This window comes from Nitrospira moscoviensis, from assembly GCF_001273775.1.
Taxonomy (GTDB): domain Bacteria; phylum Nitrospirota; class Nitrospiria; order Nitrospirales; family Nitrospiraceae; genus Nitrospira_D; species Nitrospira_D moscoviensis.
Window position 1 is genome coordinate 1,321,906 of the sequence record NZ_CP011801.1, and the last position, 20,804, is coordinate 1,342,709.

25 protein-coding genes are annotated in these 20,804 nt (G+C 62.9%); 10 read left to right on the plus strand and 15 right to left on the minus strand.

Annotated features, from left to right (window positions below; all coding sequences use genetic code 11):
• Positions 1-77 precede the first annotated feature (77 nt).
• From NITMOv2_RS06475 to NITMOv2_RS06485, 3 genes are read right to left on the minus strand one after another with little or no spacing between them, the layout of a single operon-like run.
• The gene (locus tag NITMOv2_RS06475; RefSeq protein ID WP_053379086.1) at positions 78-1,238 is read right to left on the minus strand and encodes a 1-deoxy-D-xylulose-5-phosphate reductoisomerase; all 1,161 of its coding nucleotides are present in this window, start codon (positions 1,236-1,238) and stop codon (positions 78-80) included.
• Positions 1,239-1,250: 12 nt separating this feature from the next.
• Entirely contained in the window at positions 1,251-2,141 is an 891-nt protein-coding gene (locus tag NITMOv2_RS06480; RefSeq protein WP_053379087.1) for a phosphatidate cytidylyltransferase, read from the minus strand.
• A gap of 4 nt (positions 2,142-2,145) precedes the next feature.
• Complete coding sequence (locus NITMOv2_RS06485) at positions 2,146-2,931, minus strand: isoprenyl transferase (protein ID WP_053379088.1); 786 nt, start codon at positions 2,929-2,931, stop codon at positions 2,146-2,148.
• A gap of 193 nt (positions 2,932-3,124) precedes the next feature.
• Here NITMOv2_RS06485 and tldD point away from each other — a divergent pair, with 193 nt between their 5' ends.
• The 4 genes from tldD to NITMOv2_RS06505 all read left to right on the plus strand — a co-directional run bounded on the left by tldD (position 3,125) and on the right by NITMOv2_RS06505 (position 7,235).
• On the plus strand, positions 3,125-4,558 hold the full coding sequence (tldD, locus tag NITMOv2_RS06490) for a metalloprotease TldD (RefSeq protein ID WP_053382017.1): 1,434 nt from the start codon (positions 3,125-3,127) through the stop codon (positions 4,556-4,558).
• Positions 4,559-4,627: 69 nt separating this feature from the next.
• Complete coding sequence (locus NITMOv2_RS06495; protein WP_238590483.1) at positions 4,628-6,013, plus strand: TldD/PmbA family protein; 1,386 nt, start codon at positions 4,628-4,630, stop codon at positions 6,011-6,013.
• A 31-nt stretch (positions 6,014-6,044) separates the two neighbouring features.
• Complete coding sequence (locus NITMOv2_RS06500; protein ID WP_053379089.1) at positions 6,045-6,752, plus strand: dienelactone hydrolase family protein; 708 nt, start codon at positions 6,045-6,047, stop codon at positions 6,750-6,752.
• Positions 6,753-6,776: 24 nt separating this feature from the next.
• On the plus strand, positions 6,777-7,235 hold the full coding sequence (locus NITMOv2_RS06505; protein ID WP_053379090.1) for a hypothetical protein: 459 nt from the start codon (positions 6,777-6,779) through the stop codon (positions 7,233-7,235).
• Positions 7,236-7,355: 120 nt separating this feature from the next.
• On the opposite strand, the gene NITMOv2_RS06510 is transcribed toward NITMOv2_RS06505, so the two are convergent.
• Together NITMOv2_RS06510 and NITMOv2_RS24625 are read right to left on the minus strand one after the other, a co-directional pair.
• Positions 7,356-7,679 (minus strand): DUF5615 family PIN-like protein, encoded by a 324-nt coding sequence (locus NITMOv2_RS06510; protein WP_053379091.1) that lies wholly within the window; start codon positions 7,677-7,679, stop codon positions 7,356-7,358.
• Positions 7,676-7,897, minus strand: a complete 222-nt coding sequence (locus NITMOv2_RS24625; RefSeq protein ID WP_053379092.1) for a DUF433 domain-containing protein — start codon at positions 7,895-7,897, stop codon at positions 7,676-7,678. Before NITMOv2_RS24625 ends, NITMOv2_RS06510 begins: the two co-directional genes overlap by 4 nt.
• Before the next feature lie 79 nt (positions 7,898-7,976).
• Here NITMOv2_RS24625 and NITMOv2_RS23820 point away from each other — a divergent pair, with 79 nt between their 5' ends.
• On the plus strand, positions 7,977-8,126 hold the full coding sequence (locus NITMOv2_RS23820; RefSeq protein WP_187299380.1) for a hypothetical protein: 150 nt from the start codon (positions 7,977-7,979) through the stop codon (positions 8,124-8,126).
• A complete protein-coding gene (locus NITMOv2_RS23825) occupies positions 8,116-8,271 on the plus strand; it encodes a hypothetical protein (protein WP_187299381.1) in 156 nt (51 codons plus the stop codon). Before NITMOv2_RS23820 ends, NITMOv2_RS23825 begins: the two co-directional genes overlap by 11 nt.
• A 33-nt stretch (positions 8,272-8,304) precedes the next feature.
• On the opposite strand, the gene NITMOv2_RS06520 is transcribed toward NITMOv2_RS23825, so the two are convergent.
• From NITMOv2_RS06520 to NITMOv2_RS06530, 3 genes are all read right to left on the minus strand, one after another.
• On the minus strand, positions 8,305-8,601 hold the full coding sequence (locus tag NITMOv2_RS06520) for a type II toxin-antitoxin system RelE/ParE family toxin (protein ID WP_053379093.1): 297 nt from the start codon (positions 8,599-8,601) through the stop codon (positions 8,305-8,307).
• Positions 8,589-8,774, minus strand: a complete 186-nt coding sequence (locus NITMOv2_RS06525) for a hypothetical protein (protein WP_053379094.1) — start codon at positions 8,772-8,774, stop codon at positions 8,589-8,591. Before NITMOv2_RS06525 ends, NITMOv2_RS06520 begins: the two co-directional genes overlap by 13 nt.
• Positions 8,775-8,869: 95 nt before the next feature.
• Positions 8,870-9,520 carry a uracil-DNA glycosylase gene (locus tag NITMOv2_RS06530; protein ID WP_053379095.1) on the minus strand — a complete coding sequence of 217 codons (651 nt, stop codon included), beginning with the start codon at positions 9,518-9,520 and terminating at the stop codon, positions 8,870-8,872.
• Between the two features lie 58 nt (positions 9,521-9,578).
• Between NITMOv2_RS06530 and NITMOv2_RS06535 the strand changes: the two genes are divergently transcribed.
• A complete protein-coding gene (locus NITMOv2_RS06535; RefSeq protein WP_053379096.1) occupies positions 9,579-10,211 on the plus strand; it encodes a hypothetical protein in 633 nt (210 codons plus the stop codon).
• Positions 10,212-10,231: 20 nt separating this feature from the next.
• Here the strand turns inward: NITMOv2_RS06535 and NITMOv2_RS06540 are convergent, their stop codons facing one another.
• The 6 genes from NITMOv2_RS06540 to NITMOv2_RS06565 form a co-directional block, all read right to left on the minus strand.
• On the minus strand, positions 10,232-11,557 hold the full coding sequence (locus tag NITMOv2_RS06540) for an FAD-dependent oxidoreductase (protein ID WP_145976199.1): 1,326 nt from the start codon (positions 11,555-11,557) through the stop codon (positions 10,232-10,234).
• Complete coding sequence (hpnD, locus tag NITMOv2_RS06545) at positions 11,554-12,414, minus strand: presqualene diphosphate synthase HpnD (protein WP_053379098.1); 861 nt, start codon at positions 12,412-12,414, stop codon at positions 11,554-11,556. The genes NITMOv2_RS06540 and hpnD overlap by 4 nt, the downstream gene beginning before the upstream one ends.
• A complete protein-coding gene (locus NITMOv2_RS06550) occupies positions 12,411-13,349 on the minus strand; it encodes a cobalamin-binding protein (protein WP_053379099.1) in 939 nt (312 codons plus the stop codon). The genes hpnD and NITMOv2_RS06550 overlap by 4 nt, the downstream gene beginning before the upstream one ends.
• On the minus strand, positions 13,346-14,032 hold the full coding sequence (locus NITMOv2_RS06555; RefSeq protein ID WP_053379100.1) for an HAD family hydrolase: 687 nt from the start codon (positions 14,030-14,032) through the stop codon (positions 13,346-13,348). The genes NITMOv2_RS06550 and NITMOv2_RS06555 overlap by 4 nt, the downstream gene beginning before the upstream one ends.
• 115 nt (positions 14,033-14,147) lie before the next feature.
• On the minus strand, positions 14,148-14,888 hold the full coding sequence (locus NITMOv2_RS06560) for a hypothetical protein (protein ID WP_145976200.1): 741 nt from the start codon (positions 14,886-14,888) through the stop codon (positions 14,148-14,150).
• 319 nt (positions 14,889-15,207) lie between these two features.
• The gene (locus NITMOv2_RS06565; RefSeq protein ID WP_053379102.1) at positions 15,208-16,941 is read right to left on the minus strand and encodes an adenosylcobalamin-dependent ribonucleoside-diphosphate reductase; all 1,734 of its coding nucleotides are present in this window, start codon (positions 16,939-16,941) and stop codon (positions 15,208-15,210) included.
• Between the two features lie 101 nt (positions 16,942-17,042).
• Here NITMOv2_RS06565 and NITMOv2_RS06570 point away from each other — a divergent pair, with 101 nt between their 5' ends.
• The 3 genes from NITMOv2_RS06570 to NITMOv2_RS06580 all read left to right on the plus strand — a co-directional run bounded on the left by NITMOv2_RS06570 (position 17,043) and on the right by NITMOv2_RS06580 (position 19,275).
• Positions 17,043-17,456 (plus strand): secondary thiamine-phosphate synthase enzyme YjbQ, encoded by a 414-nt coding sequence (locus tag NITMOv2_RS06570; protein ID WP_053379103.1) that lies wholly within the window; start codon positions 17,043-17,045, stop codon positions 17,454-17,456.
• A 102-nt stretch (positions 17,457-17,558) separates the two neighbouring features.
• The gene (locus NITMOv2_RS06575) at positions 17,559-18,572 is read left to right on the plus strand and encodes a hypothetical protein (protein ID WP_053379104.1); all 1,014 of its coding nucleotides are present in this window, start codon (positions 17,559-17,561) and stop codon (positions 18,570-18,572) included.
• Between the two features lie 85 nt (positions 18,573-18,657).
• The gene (locus NITMOv2_RS06580; protein WP_083447816.1) at positions 18,658-19,275 is read left to right on the plus strand and encodes a cysteine rich repeat-containing protein; all 618 of its coding nucleotides are present in this window, start codon (positions 18,658-18,660) and stop codon (positions 19,273-19,275) included.
• 38 nt (positions 19,276-19,313) lie between these two features.
• Here NITMOv2_RS06580 and NITMOv2_RS06585 read toward each other — a convergent pair whose 3' ends face one another.
• Positions 19,314-20,705: a serine/threonine-protein kinase gene (locus NITMOv2_RS06585; protein WP_053379106.1), complete on the minus strand. Its 1,392-nt coding sequence runs from the start codon at positions 20,703-20,705 to the stop codon at positions 19,314-19,316.
• Positions 20,706-20,804 lie beyond the last annotated feature (99 nt).

Here is a 20,804-nt window from a genome sequence, read left to right on the forward strand (position 1 = left end):
GTACTCGACGGGTGAAAGGGTGAGGGGTCATGCCTCGATCACGTTAACATTGATTCTGGAAAATTCAAAATGATCCGTCAGTGGGGCAGGGCGTGAACGAGGGCGTCGGCTTTCTCACGCGCCCAGCGATCGGTTTCGAGCGCGTCGTCCAGGCCGCGGATCTCGCGGGCCGCGTGCGCGTCCATCGTGCTGCGGATGACGTCCGCGATCTCGACGAAGCGGATGCCGCCGTTCAGGAACGCCTCAACCGCCACTTCGTTCGCCGCGTTCATCGCCGCGGGCATCGTGCCTCCGATGCGCAGCGATTCATAGCCCAGCCGGAGACAGGGGAAGCGGTCGTGATCCGGCTTGGAGAAAGTCAACTTGCCGATCTCCGTCAGATCGAGCGACGGCAGATCCAAGGGCATCCGTTCCGGATACCCCATGGCGTAGGAGATGGGCGTCCGCATGTCGGGGAGTCCCAGCTGCGCGATCATCGAACGGTCTTCGTATTCTACCAGAGAATGGATGATGCTTTCCCGATGGACCAGCACGTCGATGCGGGACTCCGGAATGTCGAACAGCCAGCGCGCTTCGACGACTTCCAGACCCTTGTTCATGAGCGTCGCGGAATCGATGGTGATCTTGGATCCCATCTTCCAATTCGGATGCTGCAGCGCGCGTTCGGGGATGACGTCCCGCAGCTCTTCCTTGGAAAGCGTCCACAGCGCGCCGCCGGAGGCCGTCAGGATCAGTCGCCGAACATCTTGCAGCCGGTGGCCTTCCAGGGACTGAAAGATCGCGCTGTGTTCGCTGTCGACCGGGAAAATTCGCACCTGATGCTTGCGCGCTTCTTCCTGCATAAGCTTGCCCGCCATCACCATCGGTTCTTTGTTGGCCAGCGCGATGTGCTTGCCGCTGCGGATGGCGGCGAGCGTCGGCACCAGGCCGGCCGCGCCGACGATCGCGGAGATCACCAATTCGGCGCCCGGCATGGCCGCCACCCGGGCGATGCCGTCTTCCCCGTAAACGATGTCGACCGGCAGGCCCGTGCACCGGCGCTTCAGTTCGATCGCGGAGGCTTCCGTGGACACGGCGACCGCTCGAGGCTTGAACTGCCGGATCTGTTCTTCCAGCTTCTCGATGTTGCCGCCGGCTGTCAATCCGATCACACGAAATTCTTCCGGAAAGCGTTGGACGATATCCAACGTATTGGTGCCGATCGAGCCGGTGGAGCCCAGAATGATGATGGTCTTCATGCCCACTCCTTGTCAGGGCAGCGTCGTCACGCCGCGCACTAGTGCGACATAGTAGTAGAATGCCGGGGCGGTGAACAAGAGACTGTCCAGCCGATCGAGCATGCCGCCGTGGCCGGGCAGGATGCCGCCCGAATCCTTCACGCCGGCGCTGCGCTTGATCGCCGATTCGGAGAGATCGCCCAGCAGTCCTCCGCCGGTCAGCAGGATGCCTAGGATCAGCGCATCGGCCAGGGAAAAGCCCGGAAGGAACCACGCGCGCGCGAGCAGCGCCGCCAAGACCGAAAGCACCAATCCGCCGAGCAGGCCTTCCATCGTTTTCTTGGGACTGACGCGGGGCGCCAGAAGATGCCGGCCCCAGAGACTGCCGGCATAATAGGCGCCGGTGTCCCCGGCCCATGTGACCAGCGCCACGAACAGAACCAACCATTCGCCGCCCGGCAGGGCGCGGGTTCCGGCCAATGCGCCGAGCGTCAGTCCCACGTAGAGCACGCCGAACAACACGGTCGCCGTGTCCTTGAATCGGTGCTCAGCCGGAGCATCCGTAAACAGCATGGCTAGAATGAGGGCCATGGTGCCCGGCAGCAACACGTCCGCGGCCGTCAGGCCAAGGTGCGCGCGCGAGATCACGAAGGCCGCCAACGTCAATCCCAAGCCGACGAGCATGCGGTTCGTCCGCCCACCGAAGGCCATGCGATACAACTCGAACAGGGCGATCGAACCGCCTGCCACGAGGAGCAAGGTGAAGGTCCACGGAGGCAGATAGCGGATGACGGCCCAGATCGCGGGCGCGAGGACGACGGCGGTATAGACACGCCGCGGGTCAAAGCGCCGGCCGGTCGAGGACTTGGAGGCGATGGGCGGAGGAGCGTCGCCGGCGGCCTGTGCGGAGTGCGGCGTGGCCACAGGGCTACGAAGATACGGTGCTGAGGACACGGCCAAAGCGGCGCTCCCGCCGCTGGTATTCGATCAGCGCCAGCAGGAATTCGCGCCGGCGGAAGTCGGGCCAGAGGGTCGGCGTGAAGTACAGCTCCGTATAGGCGAGCTGCCAGAGGAGAAAATTGCTGATCCGGGTCTCGCCGCTGGTGCGGATCAACAGATCGGGATCCGGCAGCGGGTGAGTGGAGAGATACCGGTCGAACAGAGCTTCGTCGATCCGATCCGGCTGCACCGTCCCGCTGGCGGCGTCCCGCAGCAGGCCTTTGACCGCGTCGACGATTTCCGCACGCCCGCCGTAGCTCAACGCCACGGTGAGCGCCATCTTGTCGAGATGGGCGGTTTCCTTCTCCGTGGTCCGCACCCAATGTTGCGCGGATTCCGGCAGCAGCTCCAGGCGCCCGACGGCCCTGAAGCGGACTTGCTGTTCGATGAGCTTGTCCCGTTCGGTGGAGAGATAATGTTCCAGGAGCCCCATCAACGCATTGATCTCCTGCGAGGGGCGATTCCAGTTTTCCTGGGAAAAGGCGTAGATGGTGAGAGCTCGGATGCCGAGCTCGAGGCACTGCGCGATCATCTCGCGGACCGAATTGATCCCTTCACGGTGCCCGGCGATGCGCGGCAGCCCGCGCAACTCGGCCCAACGCCCGTTGCCGTCCATGATGACCGCGACGTGCTTGGGAAGCACCTCTTGGTCCAATCTGGCCGTGAGCTCGGATTCGGAAAGGTGGTCGAGGCTTGAACTCGGCGTCTGTGCCATGGAAACGGGTTGTGTTCCTTCTTAGAGATGCCCCTAGGGTAGGCGAACAAAGTCTACTGGCGGGGGTGGGGAATGTCAACGAGAAGCAGGAAACTACGTAGAACCGGCGTGGAGGCCGCATCATTGCATTGCGGCTGCGGAAATGGATCAGTTATACTTTGCGCTCATTCTCCTGGAGCAGAGAGGAACCGGCATGACGATAGACGCAGTGCAGTTGGCGACCTTCGGCCTGACCGAGCGCGAAGCGCAGCATGCGCTCGACCGGCTGAATGTGCGGGATGTCGACTACGCGGACCTGTATTTCGAGTCGCGGGTGTCCGAATCCGTGTCGATGGAAGAAGGGATCGTGAAGCGGGCGGCGAAGAGCATCTCCCAGGGCGTGGGGGTGCGCGCGACGGCCGGGGAAAAGACCGGGTTCGCCTATTCGGACGAGCTCACGAAGAAGGATTTGGAGTTGGCGGCCGATACGGCCCGCTACATCGCCAACAGTCCCAAAGGCGACCATGCCGTGCCGGTGCCGGCGCAACGCCGGCCGACCAGGGATCTCTATCCGATTGAACGGGCCTCAGCCGAGGTGGCGACGGCCGAGCGGGTGGCGTTGTTGAACGAGATCGACGCGGAGGCCCGGCGCTACGATCCGCGCATCAAGAATGTGATGGCGTCGTTCAACACCGAGTATAAGGTCGTGGCGGTCGCGACCTCCGACGGGACGCTGATCGGCGATATCCAACCGCTCTCGCGCCTGCAAATCACCTGCATCGCCGAAGACAACGGCAATCGCCAGGTGGGAAGCTTCGGCGGCGGGGGACGGGTCGGCTTCGAGTTCTATCGCGAGCAGAATCGCTATCTGGAATACGCGCGAGAAGCGGCGCGGGAAGCGATTCTCAACCTGTCGGCCATCGACGCGCCGGCCGGAGTGATGCCGGTCGTGCTGGGAGGCGGCTGGCCCGGCATCCTGCTGCACGAGGCGATCGGGCACGGGCTTGAAGCGGACTTCAATCGCAAGAAGACCTCGGCCTTTTCCAGTTTGATCGGCAAACGCGTGGCTTCCGATGTCTGCACGATCGTCGATGACGGGACCCTTCCGTTTCGCCGGGGGTCCCTCAATATGGACGATGAAGGGACGCCGACCACCCGGACGGTCTTGATCGAAAAAGGTATTCTCCGAGGCTACATCACCGACAAGCTCAATGCCCGCCTCATGGGCATCCCGCTGACCGGCAACGGCCGGCGCGAAAGCTATCAGAGCGTCGTGCTGCCCCGCATGACCAATACCTTCATGCTGGCCGGCGAGTCGGACCCGCAGGACATCATCCGGTCCGTGAAAAAAGGCCTCTATGCCGTCTCGTTCGGCGGCGGGCAGGTGGACATCACGAACGGCAAGTTCGTGTTTTCCGCCAGCGAGGCCTATCTGATTGAAGACGGCCGGATCACCAAGCCGGTCAAAGGCGCCACGCTGATCGGAAACGGGCCGGAGATTCTGACGAAGGTGTCGATGGTCGGCCACGACTTGAAACTCGACAACGGCATCGGCACGTGCGGGAAGGACGGCCAATCGGTTCCGGTCGGTGTCGGCTTGCCGACGATCAAGATCGACGAAATCACGGTCGGCGGGACACAGGGATAAGGAATAGTCATCGGTCACTTACAGCCCCTTTTCCCGATAGCTGATGACCCATGATTGTGAAAGGATAACGTGCTGGAAAAGCTGACATCGATAGATTCGGCCGAGACGGCCAACGGCTATGCCGAGCTGGCCGCCGATGTGTTGGCGCGGGCCCAGGCCTGTGGCGCCACGGAAGCGGACATCATCGTGGCCGATGGGGAAACCTTCTCTGTCCAGGTGCGCGTGGGGGCGGTCGACCGGCTGACGAAAGCCCGGGAGAAGCGTCTGGGCCTGCGCGTCTTCGTCGGGAAGCGGTCGGCTACGACCTCGACATCCGATTTTTCCCGCGACTCCCTCGAGCGGTTGGTGTCAGAGACCTGTACGCTGGCGAAAGCCGTGGTTGAGGACGAGGTCTCCGGGCTTCCGGAGGCCGCTCAGATGGCGAGGGACTGGCCGGTTCTGGATCTCTATGATGAGACCAGGCTGGACACGGAGACGCAAATCGAGTTGGCGAAGCGCGGCGAAGCGGCGGCTTTTGCGACCGATCAGCGCGTGACCAATTCGGAAGGCGCGGAGTTCGATTCGTCGTCGGGCCGCGTTGTGCTGGCCAACAGTCACGGATTCATCGGGTCCTACAAAAGCTCCAGTTTTTCGCTGTCCGTGTCGCCGATCGCGACGGAGCCGGGCACCGGCGCGATGCAGCGGGACGCCTGGTACGAAGTGCAGCGCAAGTTTGCCCGGTTGGCTTCGGCCGAATCGATCGGGCGCGAGGCGGCCAGGCGGGCGGTGCGTCGGTTAGGCGCGCGCAAGGTGGCCACGAAACGGGTGCCGGTCGTCTTCGATCAAGAAACCGCCGGCAGTTTGCTGGCGAATCTCTGCAGCGCCGTATCGGGCTACGGCCTCTACAAGCGCGCCTCGTTTTTGCTGGATCAGCTGGGGCGGACCATCGCCTCGGATCTCATCACGGTGTATGACGACGGCCGGATGGAGGGCGGGCTGGGGTCGCGCCCGTTCGATGGGGAAGGGTTGGCGACGCGCAAGAATACGATCGTCGAACGGGGCGTGCTGAAGAGCTATCTCCTCGACACCTATTCGGGGAAGAAACTCGGGCTGCCCTCTACCGGCAATGCGTCCCGCAGTGTGGGGGAAAGCCCGTCCGTCGGACCGACGAATTTTTATCTTGTGCCGGGCAACAAGAGTCCCGAAGAAATCATCGGGTCGGTCACAGAAGGGCTGTACGTGACCGAGTTGATCGGATTCGGGATCAACATGGTGACCGGCGACTACTCGCGCGGCGCCTGCGGGTTCTGGATCGAGAACGGCGAGCTGGCTTACCCCGTGGAAGAGATCACCATCGCGGGCAATTTGAAACAGATGTTCAAGGATATCGAAGTCGTGGGCAACGATCTGGTGTTTCGTGGGCGCATCGCGAGCCCGACGTTGAAAATGTCCGAGATGATGGTGGCGGGGAGCTAGCTATCGGCCATCCGCTCAGAAGAGGTGATCTATGGCGGACGCAATCAGAGAAACGATGGTGCAGTATCCGAGCGGGCAGGTTATGACCGTCCGTGCTTTTGTGGCGGCGCCTCAGACGAAGGAGAAGCGGCCGGCCGTCATCGTCGTCCAGGAATGGTGGGGGCTCACCGACCACATCAAAGACATCGCCAAACGCTATGCGGCGGAGGGCTACGTCGCCATCGCGCCCGATCTCTACTCGCGATTAGGCAACGCCCTCACCACCGATCCCACCGAAGCCGGGAAGTTGATGAACACGTTGAAGCAAGAGGACGGGCTCAACGATTTGAGCGCCACGGTCACCTATCTCCAATCGGTGCCGGAAGTGAATGCCGCTCGCATCGGGGTCACCGGCTTCTGCATGGGTGGGTCCTATGCGCTCATGCTGCCCTGCGTCAATCCTGCGATCAAAGCCGCGGCGCCCTTTTACGGCCAGGTGCCGAATCCGGACACACCGCTGCAAAAGCTCGCCTGTCCCATCCTCTATATCTATGGAGAAGACGACGGATGGATTACCAAGGCCGACGTGCAACGGCTGGCGGCGGCATTGAAGAAATACAACAAGCAGGGTGAGATCAAGACGTATCCGGGCGCGCCCCACGCCTTTTTCCGCGACGTCGACAAGTCGGTGTATCGGCCGGAAGCGGCGAAAGACGCGTGGGCGAGGGCCAAAGCATTCTTCAAACAACATTTAGGCTGACGAAAATGAACACAGGGAGCCGCAATGCCGCTTGATGCCGAGCTTGGAAAGAAGATGCTCCAGTTGATTACGTCACGCTACGACGATCGGCACTGGCGCAAGAAGATCGAGAAGACGCTGAGCCTCACCCAGTCGGGCGTAGCCGATCCGATCCAGCAGCAGATCTTCATGTATCTGAAGATCAATTTGAAGGCCTACAAGTCGCGCCGGGCCGATCCGGACTCCTGGATCATCGGCGGCTACGCGACCAAGGAAGTCATCGACCGCGCGAAGTTCCAGCCGCATTTGGTCGGTCCCTCGGTCACAAAAGACGACGTGGCGTTCCTCGGCACCGACCCGGGCGACGACGTTACCGAAGCCTGGTGGGACGAGATGCTGGTGCAGTGGTTCGAAGTGCCGGAAGAAGAGAAGCCGGAACAAGGAGAAGAACCAGCTTCAGAGTCCGATTCTGCCGACCCAAAAGAAAAGACCACGAAGGCTTAGCGACACAGATCCATCTACGCTGGCTGGGGTCCGATTTGCAGCGGGTCTTCGGTTCGGCGGGTTTGGTGTAGCCCTCGATCTCTCCTTGAAGTATCCCTCTCAGCGAGTGCGGCGCCTGACTTAGTCCAGGCCCACGCTGCTCACCTGTCCCTTCGGGGCCGTAGACAATAGCAGTTGCAGCTTTGGCAACAGCGGCCGAAGGTCCTTCAATCGATTGGTAGCCGCATGCAGCACGATGACCGCGATGGTGAACTGGCGGATGTTCTGTTGAAAGGCCAGATTGCGGTCCATGGTGACGAACGTGTCGAATTGGAGCTGCGCCCTGGAAAGCAGCTCTCCATTCTTGATTCCAGCCCAACCGGCCTGCGGAACCGTCAAAACCTCGTGGCCTTCGATGTCTTTCGCAAAACGCCGGTCGATGCACTCGTCGAGCAGGATTCTCACAAGGTTTTGGCGAGCATGCGTGTCTTGGCTTCTTCCAAAAAGGCGATCACCTGATCGCGGGTGACGGTGGGGAACCCTTCCAGGAAGTCGTCGATCGTTTCGCCTCCCTCCAGATAATCGATCAGAGTCTGGACAGGCACGCGAGTTCCTGCAAAGACAGGTGTCCCGCCGAGGATGTCAGGCGAAGATGTGATGAGGGGTGGGTTTGCGCCAGTCATGCTGCACAAGGATAGCGGCGCCCGGTATCATTTACAAGCGCTTGTGCTGCACGTGAGAACCGGGACGTGAAAAACCAAATTGAAGGCCTACAAGTCCCGCCGGGCCGATCCGGACACTTGGATCATCGGCGGCTACGCGACGAAGGAAGTCATCGACCGCGCGAAGTTCCATCCGCATTTGGTTGCCCCCTCAATCAAGAAAGACGACGTGGCGTTCCTTGGGCACTGACCCCGGTGACGAGGTCACCGAAGCCTGGTGGGACGAGATGCTGGTGCAGCGGTTCGACGTGCCGGAGGAAGAGAAGCCGGTTGATGAAGAACGCGATAAGGCACCCGATTCAGACCCGTCTTTCACGACCAAATCCAAGGCGTAGCCGGTCGCGCCTCAGTCCTGCCTGTGCTTGCTCCTACAACAAGTAGCGGTCGATGTTGAGTGCGCCATGGAAGACGCCGAGAATATCGATCGCGCTAGATTGTTTGATGATATAAGCGATCCGATAGTGCCCGTGGAGAAGAATGCGGATGTGTCGCTCTCGCTGCGGCCAGTAGCGATAGCCTGATTCGGGAAACTCTCTGAGGACTTCTACTTTGCGGTAGAGCGCTTCTACCGTGCGGGTGGCAGCGGCAGGATTGTCTTGTGCGATGTAGTCGTGGATGTCACGTAGCCATTGTTCAGCTTCGGCCGTCCAGGTCAACTCCGCCATGTCTTGATGCGGCGTCCCATCTCTTCATGACTGATAGTTCTTCCCGCATCGGAGTCGGCAAGTCCCTTTTCGATCATTCGCGCAAAGGCGAGCTCTCGAAGAATTTCATCGTATGAGCTGTCGTCGGGCTGCTCTTGGAGGATCTTGGCGATCTGTTCTTTCGCTGAAGCCATGATCACCTCGTTGATGGAGTCACTGACTCTCAAGCTTTACATCGAAAGAATAGCGGTAAGTCCATTGATTTACAAGCGACGATGAACAGCGGATATCAGCCGAACAGATCCATCTGTGCTGCCTGAGGATTGTCGATTTGCAGCGTCGGCGCAACGGGGGTGGTGGTCGTCGGTTCGGCGGGCTTGCTGTGCTTGTCGAGAAATTCTTTCAGCTTCTTGAAATCTTCCTTGAGGGTGTCGAGGAGGTTGCCTTGGTGTAGCGCCGCGGCGGGGTGGAGAAGGGGGAAGATGACGAAGTCCTTCATGTAGAAGGCTTGCGCCTTCACTTTCGTGATGCCGACTTTCCGCTCCAACAGCGTTTGCGTGGCCCAGTTGCCGAGTGTGCAGACGAGTTTGGGACGGATCGTCTGAATCTGCTGCATCAGGAACGGCTTGCAGGTTTCGACTTCGTCCGGCTCGGGATCGCGGTTGTTCGGCGGACGGCACTTGATCACGTTGGCAATATAGATTTGCTCGCGCGAGAGGCCGGCTGATGTGAGCAGGTCGTTCAACAACTTGCCCGCCGCGCCGACGAACGGCTCGCCTTTCTGGTCTTCGTTGAACCCCGGCGCCTCGCCCACGAACATGATGCTGGCATGCGGGTTGCCTACTCCAAAGACGACCTGCGTTCTGCCGAGCTTGGCGAGCTTGCACCGCTGACAGTTGTGAAGCGATTGGGCAAGTTCTTGGAGGGCGGTCGCCGTCATGGTGAAATGGGGTCAGGAAAAATTGGCGGCATCTTAGGAGTGTCCGGCGAGGTTGTCAATGTACGAAAAACAGCGTTCCGTGCCGGTTGTGTTGGGACTGCTGGTTGTGGGGCTCTCCTCGATCGCCGGAGCTGGGTCGATAGACATCGTGGCAGCGAAGGCCATGCCCTTGTGTGAGAAAGTGGTGAAGCTCTTCGATGCCCGTCTGACCCCCGACGCCGATCTTCTAAGGAGCATCCAGTGGGCTCCGGTGGAATTGAAGGGGCAGGGCCCCAAAACAAGGCGGTGTTCGAGCCTCGATAAGGCCCTGTTCGACGTGAACAACGATGGAGCTCAAGATCTGGTGGTGAAGACGACGTTCTGTATGAAAGGCGCGCCCAGCGATAGCTTGTACATTTTTCCCGCGGACAGTCCGGTGCTGGAGCAGGCGAGTTGGCAGGATTTGTCCCCGTTGCTCGCCACGCCGGATAAATTCGAGCGGACCGGAGGCACCTATACAGCGGCCTCGCTTCCCGTCAAAGAGGGCGGGGCTCCTGCCCTATCGACGCTCTTTACCGTTCACCCGTTCGTTCTGGACGGGGTCACGTATGTCGGCTTGACGGATGGGCGCCGCCAATGGATGGTGATTGCCAGGTATCTCGGAGGCGAGCGGTTCGACGACCAGTGCTATCTGCGGGCCACCCCCTCCTAGGCGCGGTTCCATCTATACGCTCAGGAACGGAGACCCGCCACGATGGCTTCTGCGCATCGTCCGGCGCTGACGAGCGCGCTTTCCACATTCGCCGGCCAGCCCGTGTCCGTCCAAGGGCCTGCGACCAGAAGATTCATGCAGGGACTTTGTTGAATCGGTCTGAGCCGGGCCGTGCCGGGCTCCAGCGACAGGGCGGCCGATCCATGATGAACCACGGTCACCGAGCGGATATCGCACGGGCCTATGACCGCGCGCAGCGCCGTGATTGCCTCGGAGCCGAGCGTCGCCAGTCGGTCGTCGGGCAGTCGGTCGGTCGACGCGTCCGCGGTGATCGTCAGCCGGCAGCGGATCTCTTGCGAACTATAAGCGGAGACCGTCATCCGATGAAACGGCTGGTCGGCCAGCAGGAGCAATCGAGGAGGGCGAGCCGCGGAGCGACAGATCGCCTCGACAACGGTTTCCTCCAGCATGCGCAACTCGCCGATCTGTGCGAAATAGGCGTAGCGCGTCAGCAGCCGCTCGGGCAACAGTGCCGGGAACGAGCGGAGCGGGACGGCGGCGACGTATCGTGCCGCGTGGAGTTCCGTCTGGCTTTCCGTCCGCAGGCCGGCGACGCCCGCCGTATCGAAGCGGAGCAGTGGCCGGCTCTTGAGCCGCCGGACTTCGCCGCCCATCCCTTCGACCTCGCGGCGCAGCGGCGTCACCAACCGCTCCTCTATCGAGCCGCGCAAGGCGGTGAGTCTGGCGTCCATCGCCTGGCCGAGGAAGAGGGTGGAGAGCAGGTGGACGAAGACGGCGGCCGAAAGGCGGGTCAAACTGTTGCCGGTCAACCACAGCACCAGCGGGTGCCAGACATACGTCCGCGCCTGTTGGCTTTGCCCGATCGAAGCCAGCCACTCATCCGCCACCCGATTGTCCAAATCAGATGGAAGGGCTGCCGCCTGCTCCCAGATCTGTTCCAGGTGGGAAAACAGCCGCCACCGATCATGCCAGCCGAGGCCGCGGAAGTTGAAGAGGCTTGTCATCCACTGCAGCGCTCCGGGCAGGTGGCTGGAGCGGTAGGCGGCGACGCGGCCGTTGGGAAGCAGAAATTCGAGCGGCACCGGGCGGTCTCCCGCCGCAGGCTGGCCGTGCTCCAGTGCGCGCAGCAGCCGCCAGGTTTCCTGGTGCCGTCCGAACACGATCGGCGCGTCATCGGAGGGGTTGCACTGGAAGCCGTCCTGCCAGTCCGGATGATCGAGGAGGGTGATTCGACAGCCGTGCCGTCCCAGATAGTAGGCGGCGGCCAGTCCGGTGAGTCCGGCGCCGAGAATCAAGACAGACCGTGCGGCAGCGTGCGCGGTCACGAGAACCGTGAACGGAGCCAGATGCCCAACGCGACCGCCAACCGGTGCGATGTGGACAGACCGATGCGCGGGCCGAATACCTGATAGTCCGACTGCTCGATCTTCCTCAAAATGCGGCTGTAGACGCCGCGCATGATCTCCGCCACCGTGAGGGCCTGGCGCTCTCGGCGCGAGAGGCCGGCGAGGGCCGCACGGGCTTTGTCATAATAATGGCGCGCCCGCGCGCTTTCCTGTTGCATCAAGTGCTTGAACTCCGGCGAATAGGTCCGCCGCAGCATCTCCTTCTCCGGATATTTGCACGCGCGCAGGTCGTCCAAAGGCAGATAGATACGCCCTTGCTCCGCATCGGCTCCGACGTCCCGCAGGATGTTGGTGAGTTGAAACGCCATGCCGAGATCCACGGCATAATCCTGCGCGCGCGGCGACGTCACCCCGAAAATGTGGAGGCAGATCAGACCCACCACCGAGGCGACGCGATAGCAATACAACGACAGCTCGTCGAACGTGACGTAGCGGTTGTGCAGGAGGTCCATCTCGACGCCCTTGATCAGCTCTTCGAAGTAGGCCTTCGGGATGCCGAGCGTCTTCACATGATGCGCGAGGCTCACGGCAATCGGGGAGATCGGTTTCCCCTTGTACACCTCATCCAGTTCGGCTCGCCAGCGCTTCACTTCCTCCTGAGGGTTGCTGCCGGCCGGCGGCTCGTCCACCGCGCTGTCCACCGCCTTGCAGAAGGCGTAGACCGTATACATCGCGTCGCGGCGGGCTTTCGGTAGAAAGAGGAACGAGTAATAGAAGTTGCTGCCGCTTTTTTTGGTGTAGGCGGTGCAATAGGCTTGCGAATCGGCGGCGGTCATGTCGGCGATTCCATCGCGAGGGCCGCGGGCTCCACCGTCACGGCGCGTGCCGGATCGAGCGGCCGGCGCGGGTCCGGGTGCAGGATATCGGCCAGGAGTTCCACCCCGTCCACCAGCCGGGGCCCTGGCCGACTGAAATAAGAGGCGGCGTCCACTGCGTAGAGCGTGGCTCCCAGGTGCCCGGCGCGGCTCCACTGACTGCGGACGCCGTCGGCCTGCCCCAATTCCCTTATCGTCCGGTCGACGGAATAACCGCACGGCATGATCGCGAGGATGTCCGGCCGCGCCGCGGCGACGGCTTGCCAGGTCGTTTCGCGCGACGGCGCATGCTTCACGCCCAGCACATCATGGCCGCCGGCCAACGCCGCCATTTCGGGGACCCAGTGTCCGGCGACATATAAAGGATCGAGCCATTCCAGGCACGCGAGGCGCGGCCGCGGCCTCCCCGACACCCGCGCGGCGATCCGGTCGAGCCGCTCTTTCAGCGAACGCACGAAGGCCTCGCCCCGATCCACCCGTCCGACTGCTTGCGCGACCCGCTTCACATCGTTGAGCACGTCGGTCAGTGAGGAGGGACTGAACGTCAACACAAGCGGCTCCGACGGCAGCGAGCGAACGGCCTCGGCGAGTTGATCGGGGGTGACGGCGCAGACATGGCAGAGGTCCTGGGTCAGGATCAGGTCCGGCTGCGCCCGGCGGAACGCGTTCTCATTCAACCGATAGAGCCGCCGCCCCGCCGCGGCCAGTTGTTTCACCTGCCCGTCGATCTCTCGGCTGGAGGCGGGCTCTTTGCCGACTACCGGCTCGATCATGACCGGGACGTGCCGGACCGAATCCGGGTAGTCGCATTCGTGGCTGATGCCCACCAACTGCTCGGCCAGGCCGAGCGCGGCGACGATTTCGGTGACGCCTGGGACGAGCGAGCAGATTCTCATGGCAGTCCCGGCCAGAGTCGGCCCCGCAGCTCGGCAAGGCTGATCTCATGGAGTCCATGCGCGATCGCATGGGCTTCGTGTAGATCCTGAACGGTATGCGTGTTGGCGACCGCCAGCACTTTCATGCCGGCCGCTCTGGCCGCTCTGATGCCGGGCAGCGAATCCTCGATCACCAAACAGGCGGCCGGCGGGATGGCCGATCCATGCGCCCGGTTCAGTCCGCTCAAGGCATGGAGGAACGGTTCGGGATCGGGTTTGCCCCGGGTCACGTCTTCTGCGCTCGTGATGTGACAGAAGGCTTTGCGGATCCCGGCTTGCTCCAGAATCAATTCAATTTCCGTCCGCAACGCCCCGGACGCGATCGCGAGCGGATAGGCCGCCGAGGCTTCCTCGACGAAGGCCGTGACGCCTGGAAAAATGACGAGGTGATCCGTGATGGAGGTCAGGTAGGCCTCCGCTTTTTTCTGCATGAGGTCCTGAACGAACGAAGGCGGAGCCGGACGTCCGTTGACGCGGAGAGCCTCGAGAATGCAGCCCCGATCGTCGAACCCCAAATAATTGGCGTAGTAATCGGACTCCGTCAGGGTAATGCCGATGTCGTGCAGCGTCCGGCGCAGTCCTTCGAAGTGCAGCGGCTCCGTGTCGGCGATGACGCCGTCAAAGTCGAAGATCAGGGCGCGCATGGACTCCTTAATCGGATGAGGTGGCCTGAGAAATGCGGGCGGCATTATAGCACAGGGGGCGGCGGCCCCGGCTGGTGCCGCCGCCCCCTGTGCGCGACCGACTCTGCCGGCGGCGTTACGGCTTCAACTTCAGCCGTTGTTCTCCGATCCACCCCTTGGCACCCTCGTCGCTGCGAACGGAATAGACCCATCCGCTCGGTTGAAGGTCTCCATCCAGAATCGTCAGGGTGGCTCCCGGGCGAACGGTGGGACCGGGTTTTGTGCCGGCGGGATCCTGCATCAGCGTGATCATATCTCCCGGCGTTCCGGGCGCGAGCACCGCCGTCACTTTTTGTCCTTCCCCGAACAGCGGCGACGGTGAGGCCACAACGGAAGGCGCCGCGGCAGGCGGAGCCGCCGGTGCGGAAGCCGAGGGGTTTGGGGCCGCGGGCGCCGGCTGAGGCGCCGGAGAGGGGGTCGGCACCGAAGCCGGCGCAGAGGCCTGAGGCGGTGGGGAGGCCGGTGCCGGGCCGGAGGCGCCCGGCGTGGGCACGGAAGGGGCCGGCCGTGTCGTGACAGGCGGCTGCTGGGCCGGCATCGGTGATTCGCCGAGCAGAGGACCGAGGAGATCCGTGATCATCTCCGGCTCCATCGCGACGTAGGCGCCGCCGGCAACCAGGAGCAGTAACAGCAGCCACATGATCGGTCGGCCGCCCGATTTTTTCGGCGATTTCATCGGAGAGGAGGATCGGACATTCGTCGTCTGTTCCAGTTCCTCTTCGGTAAATTCCAAATCCGGCTCGGGCTGGCGCGCGAACAGGAGACTCCACCGCAGAGGACTCCCGGCCAACGACAAGCCTGCAGTTCCAGCGGACATCGAACACCTCCCTGTGGCGATCGGAATCTGATACAAGGCTGGGAAATTACTTATCACCAAGCCCCCGAGGAGTCAATTTTTGTGAGGCAATTCCACCGGATGATTCCCGGCCATCGGCGTGGCCGCTCGGGCTGTTCAAAAAGGCCGTCCAGCAAGGCCGCAGCAAGCGAAGAGGCGAAGCGTACTCTGGGCCGTACGTTGAGCCTCCGAGGTTCACGCCGCGCCGAATAAGGCGCGGCACGTTTGTGAACGCCGCCGAGATGGTGAGGCGGCAGTGTCCCCTGCAAGAACGCCGCTGGCGGGCTTTTTCAACCGCCTGTCAGCAGGACTGCACGTGCGTACAGGCCAGCACTTGGTGCGCTCGGCTGCCCGACCGGTAGACCGTCAAGCCTTTGCATCCTAACTCATGCGCCAGTTGAAAGGCGGCGGCTACATCTTTCGGCGTGGCGGTCGGCGGCAGGTTGATCGTCTTCGAGACGCCGCTGTCGCTGGAACGTTGGAACACGGCCTGCATGCGGACATGGTGCGCCGGAGAAATATCGTGCGCGGTCACGAACAGGCGCCGCATGTCTTCCGGGATCTGCGTCAGGTGCCGGATCGATTCGCTGTGCGCCATTTCCCGGCGCAGCGTCTCGAGCGCCAGGCCGCGGGCGCGGGCTTGCTTCAAGAATTCCGGATGGAAGCTCTCAAGGCGGATGTCTTCCATGATCGTGCGGGTCACGCTGATGCCGTACAGCGGTTCGATGCCGGCCGAGCAGTCGGCGATGATGCTGATCGTGCCGGTGGGCGCGATGGTCGTCACCGTGGCGTTGCGCCGCCGACGTCCTTCGTCCTGGAGCCGGCTGCCCTGATAAGCCGGGAAGACGCCACGCTCGGTCGCCAACTGCTCCGAGGCCGCGTGGGCCTGCGACTGAATCGCCCGCATGAGCTGATCGCCCACTTTGAGCGCCTCCTCCGTGTCGTAAGGGATGCCGAGCCGGATCAGCAGATCGGCAAAGCCCATGATGCCCAGACCGATTTTCCGCGTCAGCTTCGTCTGCCGGTCGATGGCCGGCAGCGGAAACCGGGTGCGATCCAGCACGTCGTCGAGAAACCGCACGGTGAGCGGGACAATCGCCGCCAACATGTCGTAGTCGATGGCGCGGCCGTCGCGGGTGAGACAGCGCGCCACGTTGATCGATCCGAGCGTGCAGGATTCGTAGCCCAGCAGCGGCTGCTCCCCGCAGGGATTCGTGGCTTCGATGGATCCCAACTGCGGCGTCGGATTGGCCCGGTTGATCGTATCCAGAAACACGACGCCCGGTTCGCCGGATTGCCAGGCGGCTTCCACCAATCGATTGAAGACCAGCGCCGCGGGCAGCCGCTTGACGGGCCGCTTGGTCCGGGGATTGACCAAGGCGTACCTCCGGCTGTGGCGGACAGCTTCCATGAACTCGTCCGTCAGGCCGACGGACAAGTTGAAGTTCGTCATCTCCATCGGATTCTGCTTCAGCGCGATGAACTCCAGAATGTCGGGATGGTCCACGCGCAGGATGCCCATGTTCGCGCCGCGCCGGGTGCCGCCCTGTTTGATGACGTCGGTGGACAGATTGAAGACACGCATGAACGACACCGGTCCGGAGGCGGCGCCGCTCGTGGTGGCGACGGCGTCCGCCGCCGGCCGGAGACGGCTGAAGGAAAATCCGGTGCCGCCGCCGGACTGGTGGATGAGGGCCTGGTACTTGACCGCGTCGAAAATCGATTCCAGCGAATCGTCGACCGGCAGCACGAAGCAGGCCGACAATTGCTGCAGCGGGCGGCCGGCGTTCATCAGCGTGGGCGAATTCGGCAAAAACGTCCGGGAGGCCATCACGTCGTAAAAGCGGCGCGCGGCGAGAGCCAGGCGCGTCCCCGGCGGATAGAGGCGTTCCGCCGACGCGATGTCCGCAGCGACCCGCTGGAATAACGCGGCCGGCGTTTCGGTGACGACGCCCTTGGCGTCCCGCGCCAGGTAGCGCTGGCGCAGCACCGTGCGGGCGTTCGGCGTGAGTCGGGGCGATAGCGGTCTGGTCATGATGCTACGATTATAGTCCTTTATGGCGGGCAGTACATCGTGGCCGGCTCTTGAATCTTGCGGCGGCCGGTAGGCACAATGCCCTCCTCGCGGGCGCCCGTATGAGATCCTATCGCGAAGAGCTCTGGTTTGAAACCGCCACCCGGCGAGCCTACATCAACATCACTCCGCGCGTTGAAGCCGTCGTGAGCAAGAGCGGCGTGCGGGAAGGTCTCGTGCTGGTGAACGCCATGCACATCACCGCGAGCGTGTATATCAACGACGACGAGCCGGGGTTGCTGCGGGACTATGACGATTTTCTCGAACGCATGGCGCCGCAGAACGCGGGTTATCGGCATAACGAGACGGGCGAAGACAACGGTGACGCGCACATCAAACGGCAGCTCATGGGGCGGGAGGTCGTGGTGGCCATCACCGGCGGCAAGCTCGACGTCGGGCCATGGGAACAAATCTTTTACGGCGAGTTCGACGGGCGGCGCCGGAAGCGGGTGCTGGTCAAGGTGATCGGTGAGTAGACGAGCCGGAAGCGCCTTCCCGCTTGCTCCACGTCCGAAAGTTTGGCAACATGGATTGTGCGCGAGGCCGCGACGCCATGCGCGGACTCGGAAGGAACTTCGATGCTAGCCTGGTCGCGTCCCGATCCGCTCACCCGGGATCTTATCCATCTGATCAATGCGCGCCGCCACGATCATGGCGACACCGACGCCGCGATCGACACGCTGCAAGCTTTTCTGGAGCAGGGCCGCGAGCATGATCTGCTGACGGTGTTGGCCGCGCTCGACGAGGAGATGGCGGAGTGGCTGTTCGACCTCGTCGCCGAGGCCAGCTGCACCCTGCTGCTGGACGGGCCGGACGACGAGAAGCCGTCTTACGCGACGATCGCCGCGTTGGAATTGCCGCTGCAGGCGAATCTCACCGCGCCCCTGAAGCTGAAGATCGATCCGATCGCCACGGCCGATCTGCTGCACCGGCATCTGCAATTGTCTGCCGGGACCGTGGTCCGTGTGGAGTCCCGGCTGTTGACCGACGCGACGCTCGACATGCTGAACCTCCAGATGCTCCACGACCATCTGGCGACCGTGGCCGATTCCCGCCGCGCGCAGGCCGTCGCCGCGCGCGTTCATCCGCCGGTGGAAAACACCGCCTTCCTGTTGTTCGAAGTGATCGGCGCGCCCGATCCGGGATTGCCGGATTCCTGGGAAGACCGGCACCGCCGCGCGATTCTGGAGGGCCTGGTGGAGCAATGTCCCGAGCTTGCGCGGGCGCCCGATACGATCGACGCGCCGGTCTATGCCGCCTATGCCATGTTCGACGCGCAAAACGCCGTGCGCCTGCATCACCTGGCGGACGAAACGGCGGCGGTATGGCGCGAGTTGGACCCGCTGGTGCGGTCACGCACGATCGTTCATCTCCATACCCAATGCGGCAACGGCGTCTACATGCCGGTCTGGACCGATTTATTCGATCCCGAATTGCCCGAGGAGCATGGCCCGGTCTGGACCTCACCCGACGTCTGGGTCTTCACGGCCGATTTGCCCATCGAATGGCCCGGCGAGATGCTGACGAATCGCTTGCTCGCCGAAGGCTGCACGCGATTTGAAAATCATATCGTCGAGACGCCTGAAAATTAATCCGACCCTTCGCTCGCCGTTTCCCTCTGCCTGGAAATATGCGTTTCGGTGATTTTTCTCCGGCTTTGTCCTATCCTCAACTGCGATGAAATCGGCCAGTCCACCAGCGGCGTCCGGCAAGGCGACGGCGATCCTTGTCTCCCTTGTGGGGCTCATGCTCGTCTGGGGCATTGTATGGGCCAATCTGCCTTCCCAGTACGAGCTTCTGTCGGGGCAACCGAAAGAGGCGGCGTCGGCGGCGCCGCCGCCCGCCGTTGAGCTGGATCTCAGTATCCCCGGCGTCCCGCCGCCGTCGGTTCGTACGGGAAGACCGAACCCCGAGCGCTTGTCGGAGCCGGGAAGAGGGCGGGAATTCGCTGGGACGGGCAATGCCCATGCCCGCCAGATCGCCGAAGTGAAATGCGAAGCGGAAGTGCAGCAGGCCTGTCCCGAGTCGTTGGGCGGTGAAGAGCGGCGCCGCTGCGTCGCGCAACGCATGAAGCAGTTCCCGCCGTTTTGCCAGCAGATCGTCCGGCAGCGGGTGGTGCGCTGGAAAGCAGCCGAAGGGTACAAGGCCGCGTGCGCCGACGACCTGAAACGGCTTTGTCCGACGGTGGAGCCCGGCGAAGGACCGCTCTTGCAGTGCCTCCAGGAACACGCGCAGGACATCTCCGAGTCCTGCTATCAAAGCCTGCCGAAGGGACGATTGCTCCTGAGAAGATAGTCGTCGCGCCGCCGCCGGGCGATCCAATGCGCGCGCCGTTACGCCGCGAGGCCTTCGAAGCAGGACCGCAGCTCCTGGGCGAATTCGATGGCGCGGCGATAGCGATGGACGGGATCTTTCTGCAGGGCGCGCTCGACTACGTCCTGCAGTTGTGGCGGCAGATCCGAGCGGAATGCCGAGAGCTTGGCATGCGGCGAGTGGGCGATGGCGAAGAGCAGGGCTGAGACATTGTCGGCGGTAAACGGGGGGCGGCCGGTGAGCAGCTCGAACATCACGACGCCGAGCGAAAAGATGTCCGACCGCCCATCGACCTTCTTGCCGGCGATCTGCTCCGGCGACATGTAGATCGGCGTCCCCAGTACGAGATCGCTTTGCGTCTTGGCGGACGAGGCCATCTTGGCGATCCCGAAGTCCATCACCTTCACGACCTGGTCCTTCGTGAGCATGATGTTCGCCGGCTTGATGTCGCGATGGACCACCCCCTGCTGGTGCGCATAATCCAACGCCTCCGCGACGGTCGCCAGGATGGCGGTCAACTTGTCCGGCGGCAGGAGGTTCGGCTTGCGCGACCAGTGCGTGAGGGTGGTGCCTTCCAAGACTTCCATCGCGATGTAGCCGAGATCCTGCTCTTCGCCGGCGTCATAGATCGTCACGATGTTGGGATGCGACAGCCGTCCGGTCGATTCCGCTTCGCGGAAAAACCGGGCCTTCACGTCCTGGAGCTTGTCGGCGTCGTCGATCTGGTCCAGCCGCATGGTCTTGATCGCGACGAAGCGCTGGATCGTCGGATCTTTGCCCAGGTACACCACGCCCATCGCCCCGCGGCCGATTTCCTTCAGGATCTTGTAGCGGCCCAGTGTCGCCGGCGGACCGGTGTTATTGCCTATGACGGCGGCCGGTGGTGCGTCGTCGCGCTCCTCCGGCGCGCCGGTATCGTGGTTGTCATCGGCGGGGGCCGCCGCGTGGCGGCGCGCGGGCTTCGGCGGGCCGGCGAAAAACCGGTGGAGCGCGTCGAGGTTCAGCAGCCAGGCGGAGGAGATCCAGATGCCCCACAGCATGAGGCCAGCGGTGTAGACGATCGTGTACCGCTGTGATCCGATGCGTTCGATCAGCGACAAGCCGACGACCCGCAACGTCTTGTCCGTGGCGATCCAGACAAACAGCCCCGTCGCGGGCAGCACCAGCCGCCGGACGAACGCAAAGCCTCGCCCGTTGTCCGGCATGAGGCGGAACGCGCGGATCGAGAGGATTCCCAAAACGACGAGGCCGGTTTCCGCGATGACCAGACGGAGCGTCTGTGCGCCGGTCAATCCGAACAATGTGATCGGAAAGGTTTGGGCCGCCGGCAATTTGCTCAGCAGGGGACCGGCGAAGAGGGCCGCTAAAATGACGATCAGAAATTGGATGGCCCAGCTGGCGGTGTTGGTCATGGAGGTTCGGGTGTGCGGCTGGACAAAGTCTAGCGGATCGCGATGCGGAGTCAACGAATAGCAGAAAATATATGGGTGAGGGGTCAGGCGTCAGGCGTA

Bases quoted from the DNA above. Each gene is read 5' to 3' on its own strand.
- NITMOv2_RS06565 (WP_053379102.1), bottom strand. From the start codon at position 16,941: ATGACCAGACCGCTATCGCCCCGACTCACGCCGAACGCCCGCACGGTG.
- hpnD (WP_053379098.1), bottom strand. From the start codon at position 12,414: ATGACCGCCGCCGATTCGCAAGCCTATTGCACCGCCTACACCAAAAAA.
- NITMOv2_RS06585 (WP_053379106.1), bottom strand. From the start codon at position 20,705: ATGACCAACACCGCCAGCTGGGCCATCCAATTTCTGATCGTCATTTTA.
- NITMOv2_RS06555 (WP_053379100.1), bottom strand. From the start codon at position 14,032: ATGCGCGCCCTGATCTTCGACTTTGACGGCGTCATCGCCGACACGGAG.
- NITMOv2_RS06530 (WP_053379095.1), bottom strand. From the start codon at position 9,520: ATGACGGCGACCGCCCTCCAAGAACTTGCCCAATCGCTTCACAACTGT.
- NITMOv2_RS06535 (WP_053379096.1), top strand. From the start codon at position 9,579: ATGTACGAAAAACAGCGTTCCGTGCCGGTTGTGTTGGGACTGCTGGTT.
- NITMOv2_RS06500 (WP_053379089.1), top strand. From the start codon at position 6,045: ATGGCGGACGCAATCAGAGAAACGATGGTGCAGTATCCGAGCGGGCAG.
- NITMOv2_RS06550 (WP_053379099.1), bottom strand. From the start codon at position 13,349: ATGAGAATCTGCTCGCTCGTCCCAGGCGTCACCGAAATCGTCGCCGCG.
- NITMOv2_RS06560 (WP_145976200.1), bottom strand. From the start codon at position 14,888: ATGTCCGCTGGAACTGCAGGCTTGTCGTTGGCCGGGAGTCCTCTGCGG.
- NITMOv2_RS06485 (WP_053379088.1), bottom strand. From the start codon at position 2,931: ATGGCACAGACGCCGAGTTCAAGCCTCGACCACCTTTCCGAATCCGAG.
- NITMOv2_RS06580 (WP_083447816.1), top strand. From the start codon at position 18,658: ATGAAATCGGCCAGTCCACCAGCGGCGTCCGGCAAGGCGACGGCGATC.
- NITMOv2_RS06475 (WP_053379086.1), bottom strand. From the start codon at position 1,238: ATGAAGACCATCATCATTCTGGGCTCCACCGGCTCGATCGGCACCAAT.
- NITMOv2_RS06520 (WP_053379093.1), bottom strand. From the start codon at position 8,601: ATGGCGGAGTTGACCTGGACGGCCGAAGCTGAACAATGGCTACGTGAC.
- NITMOv2_RS24625 (WP_053379092.1), bottom strand. From the start codon at position 7,897: ATGACTGGCGCAAACCCACCCCTCATCACATCTTCGCCTGACATCCTC.
- NITMOv2_RS06505 (WP_053379090.1), top strand. From the start codon at position 6,777: ATGCCGCTTGATGCCGAGCTTGGAAAGAAGATGCTCCAGTTGATTACG.
- NITMOv2_RS06570 (WP_053379103.1), top strand. From the start codon at position 17,043: ATGAGATCCTATCGCGAAGAGCTCTGGTTTGAAACCGCCACCCGGCGA.
- tldD (WP_053382017.1), top strand. From the start codon at position 3,125: ATGACGATAGACGCAGTGCAGTTGGCGACCTTCGGCCTGACCGAGCGC.
- NITMOv2_RS06525 (WP_053379094.1), bottom strand. From the start codon at position 8,774: ATGGCTTCAGCGAAAGAACAGATCGCCAAGATCCTCCAAGAGCAGCCC.
- NITMOv2_RS06575 (WP_053379104.1), top strand. From the start codon at position 17,559: ATGCTAGCCTGGTCGCGTCCCGATCCGCTCACCCGGGATCTTATCCAT.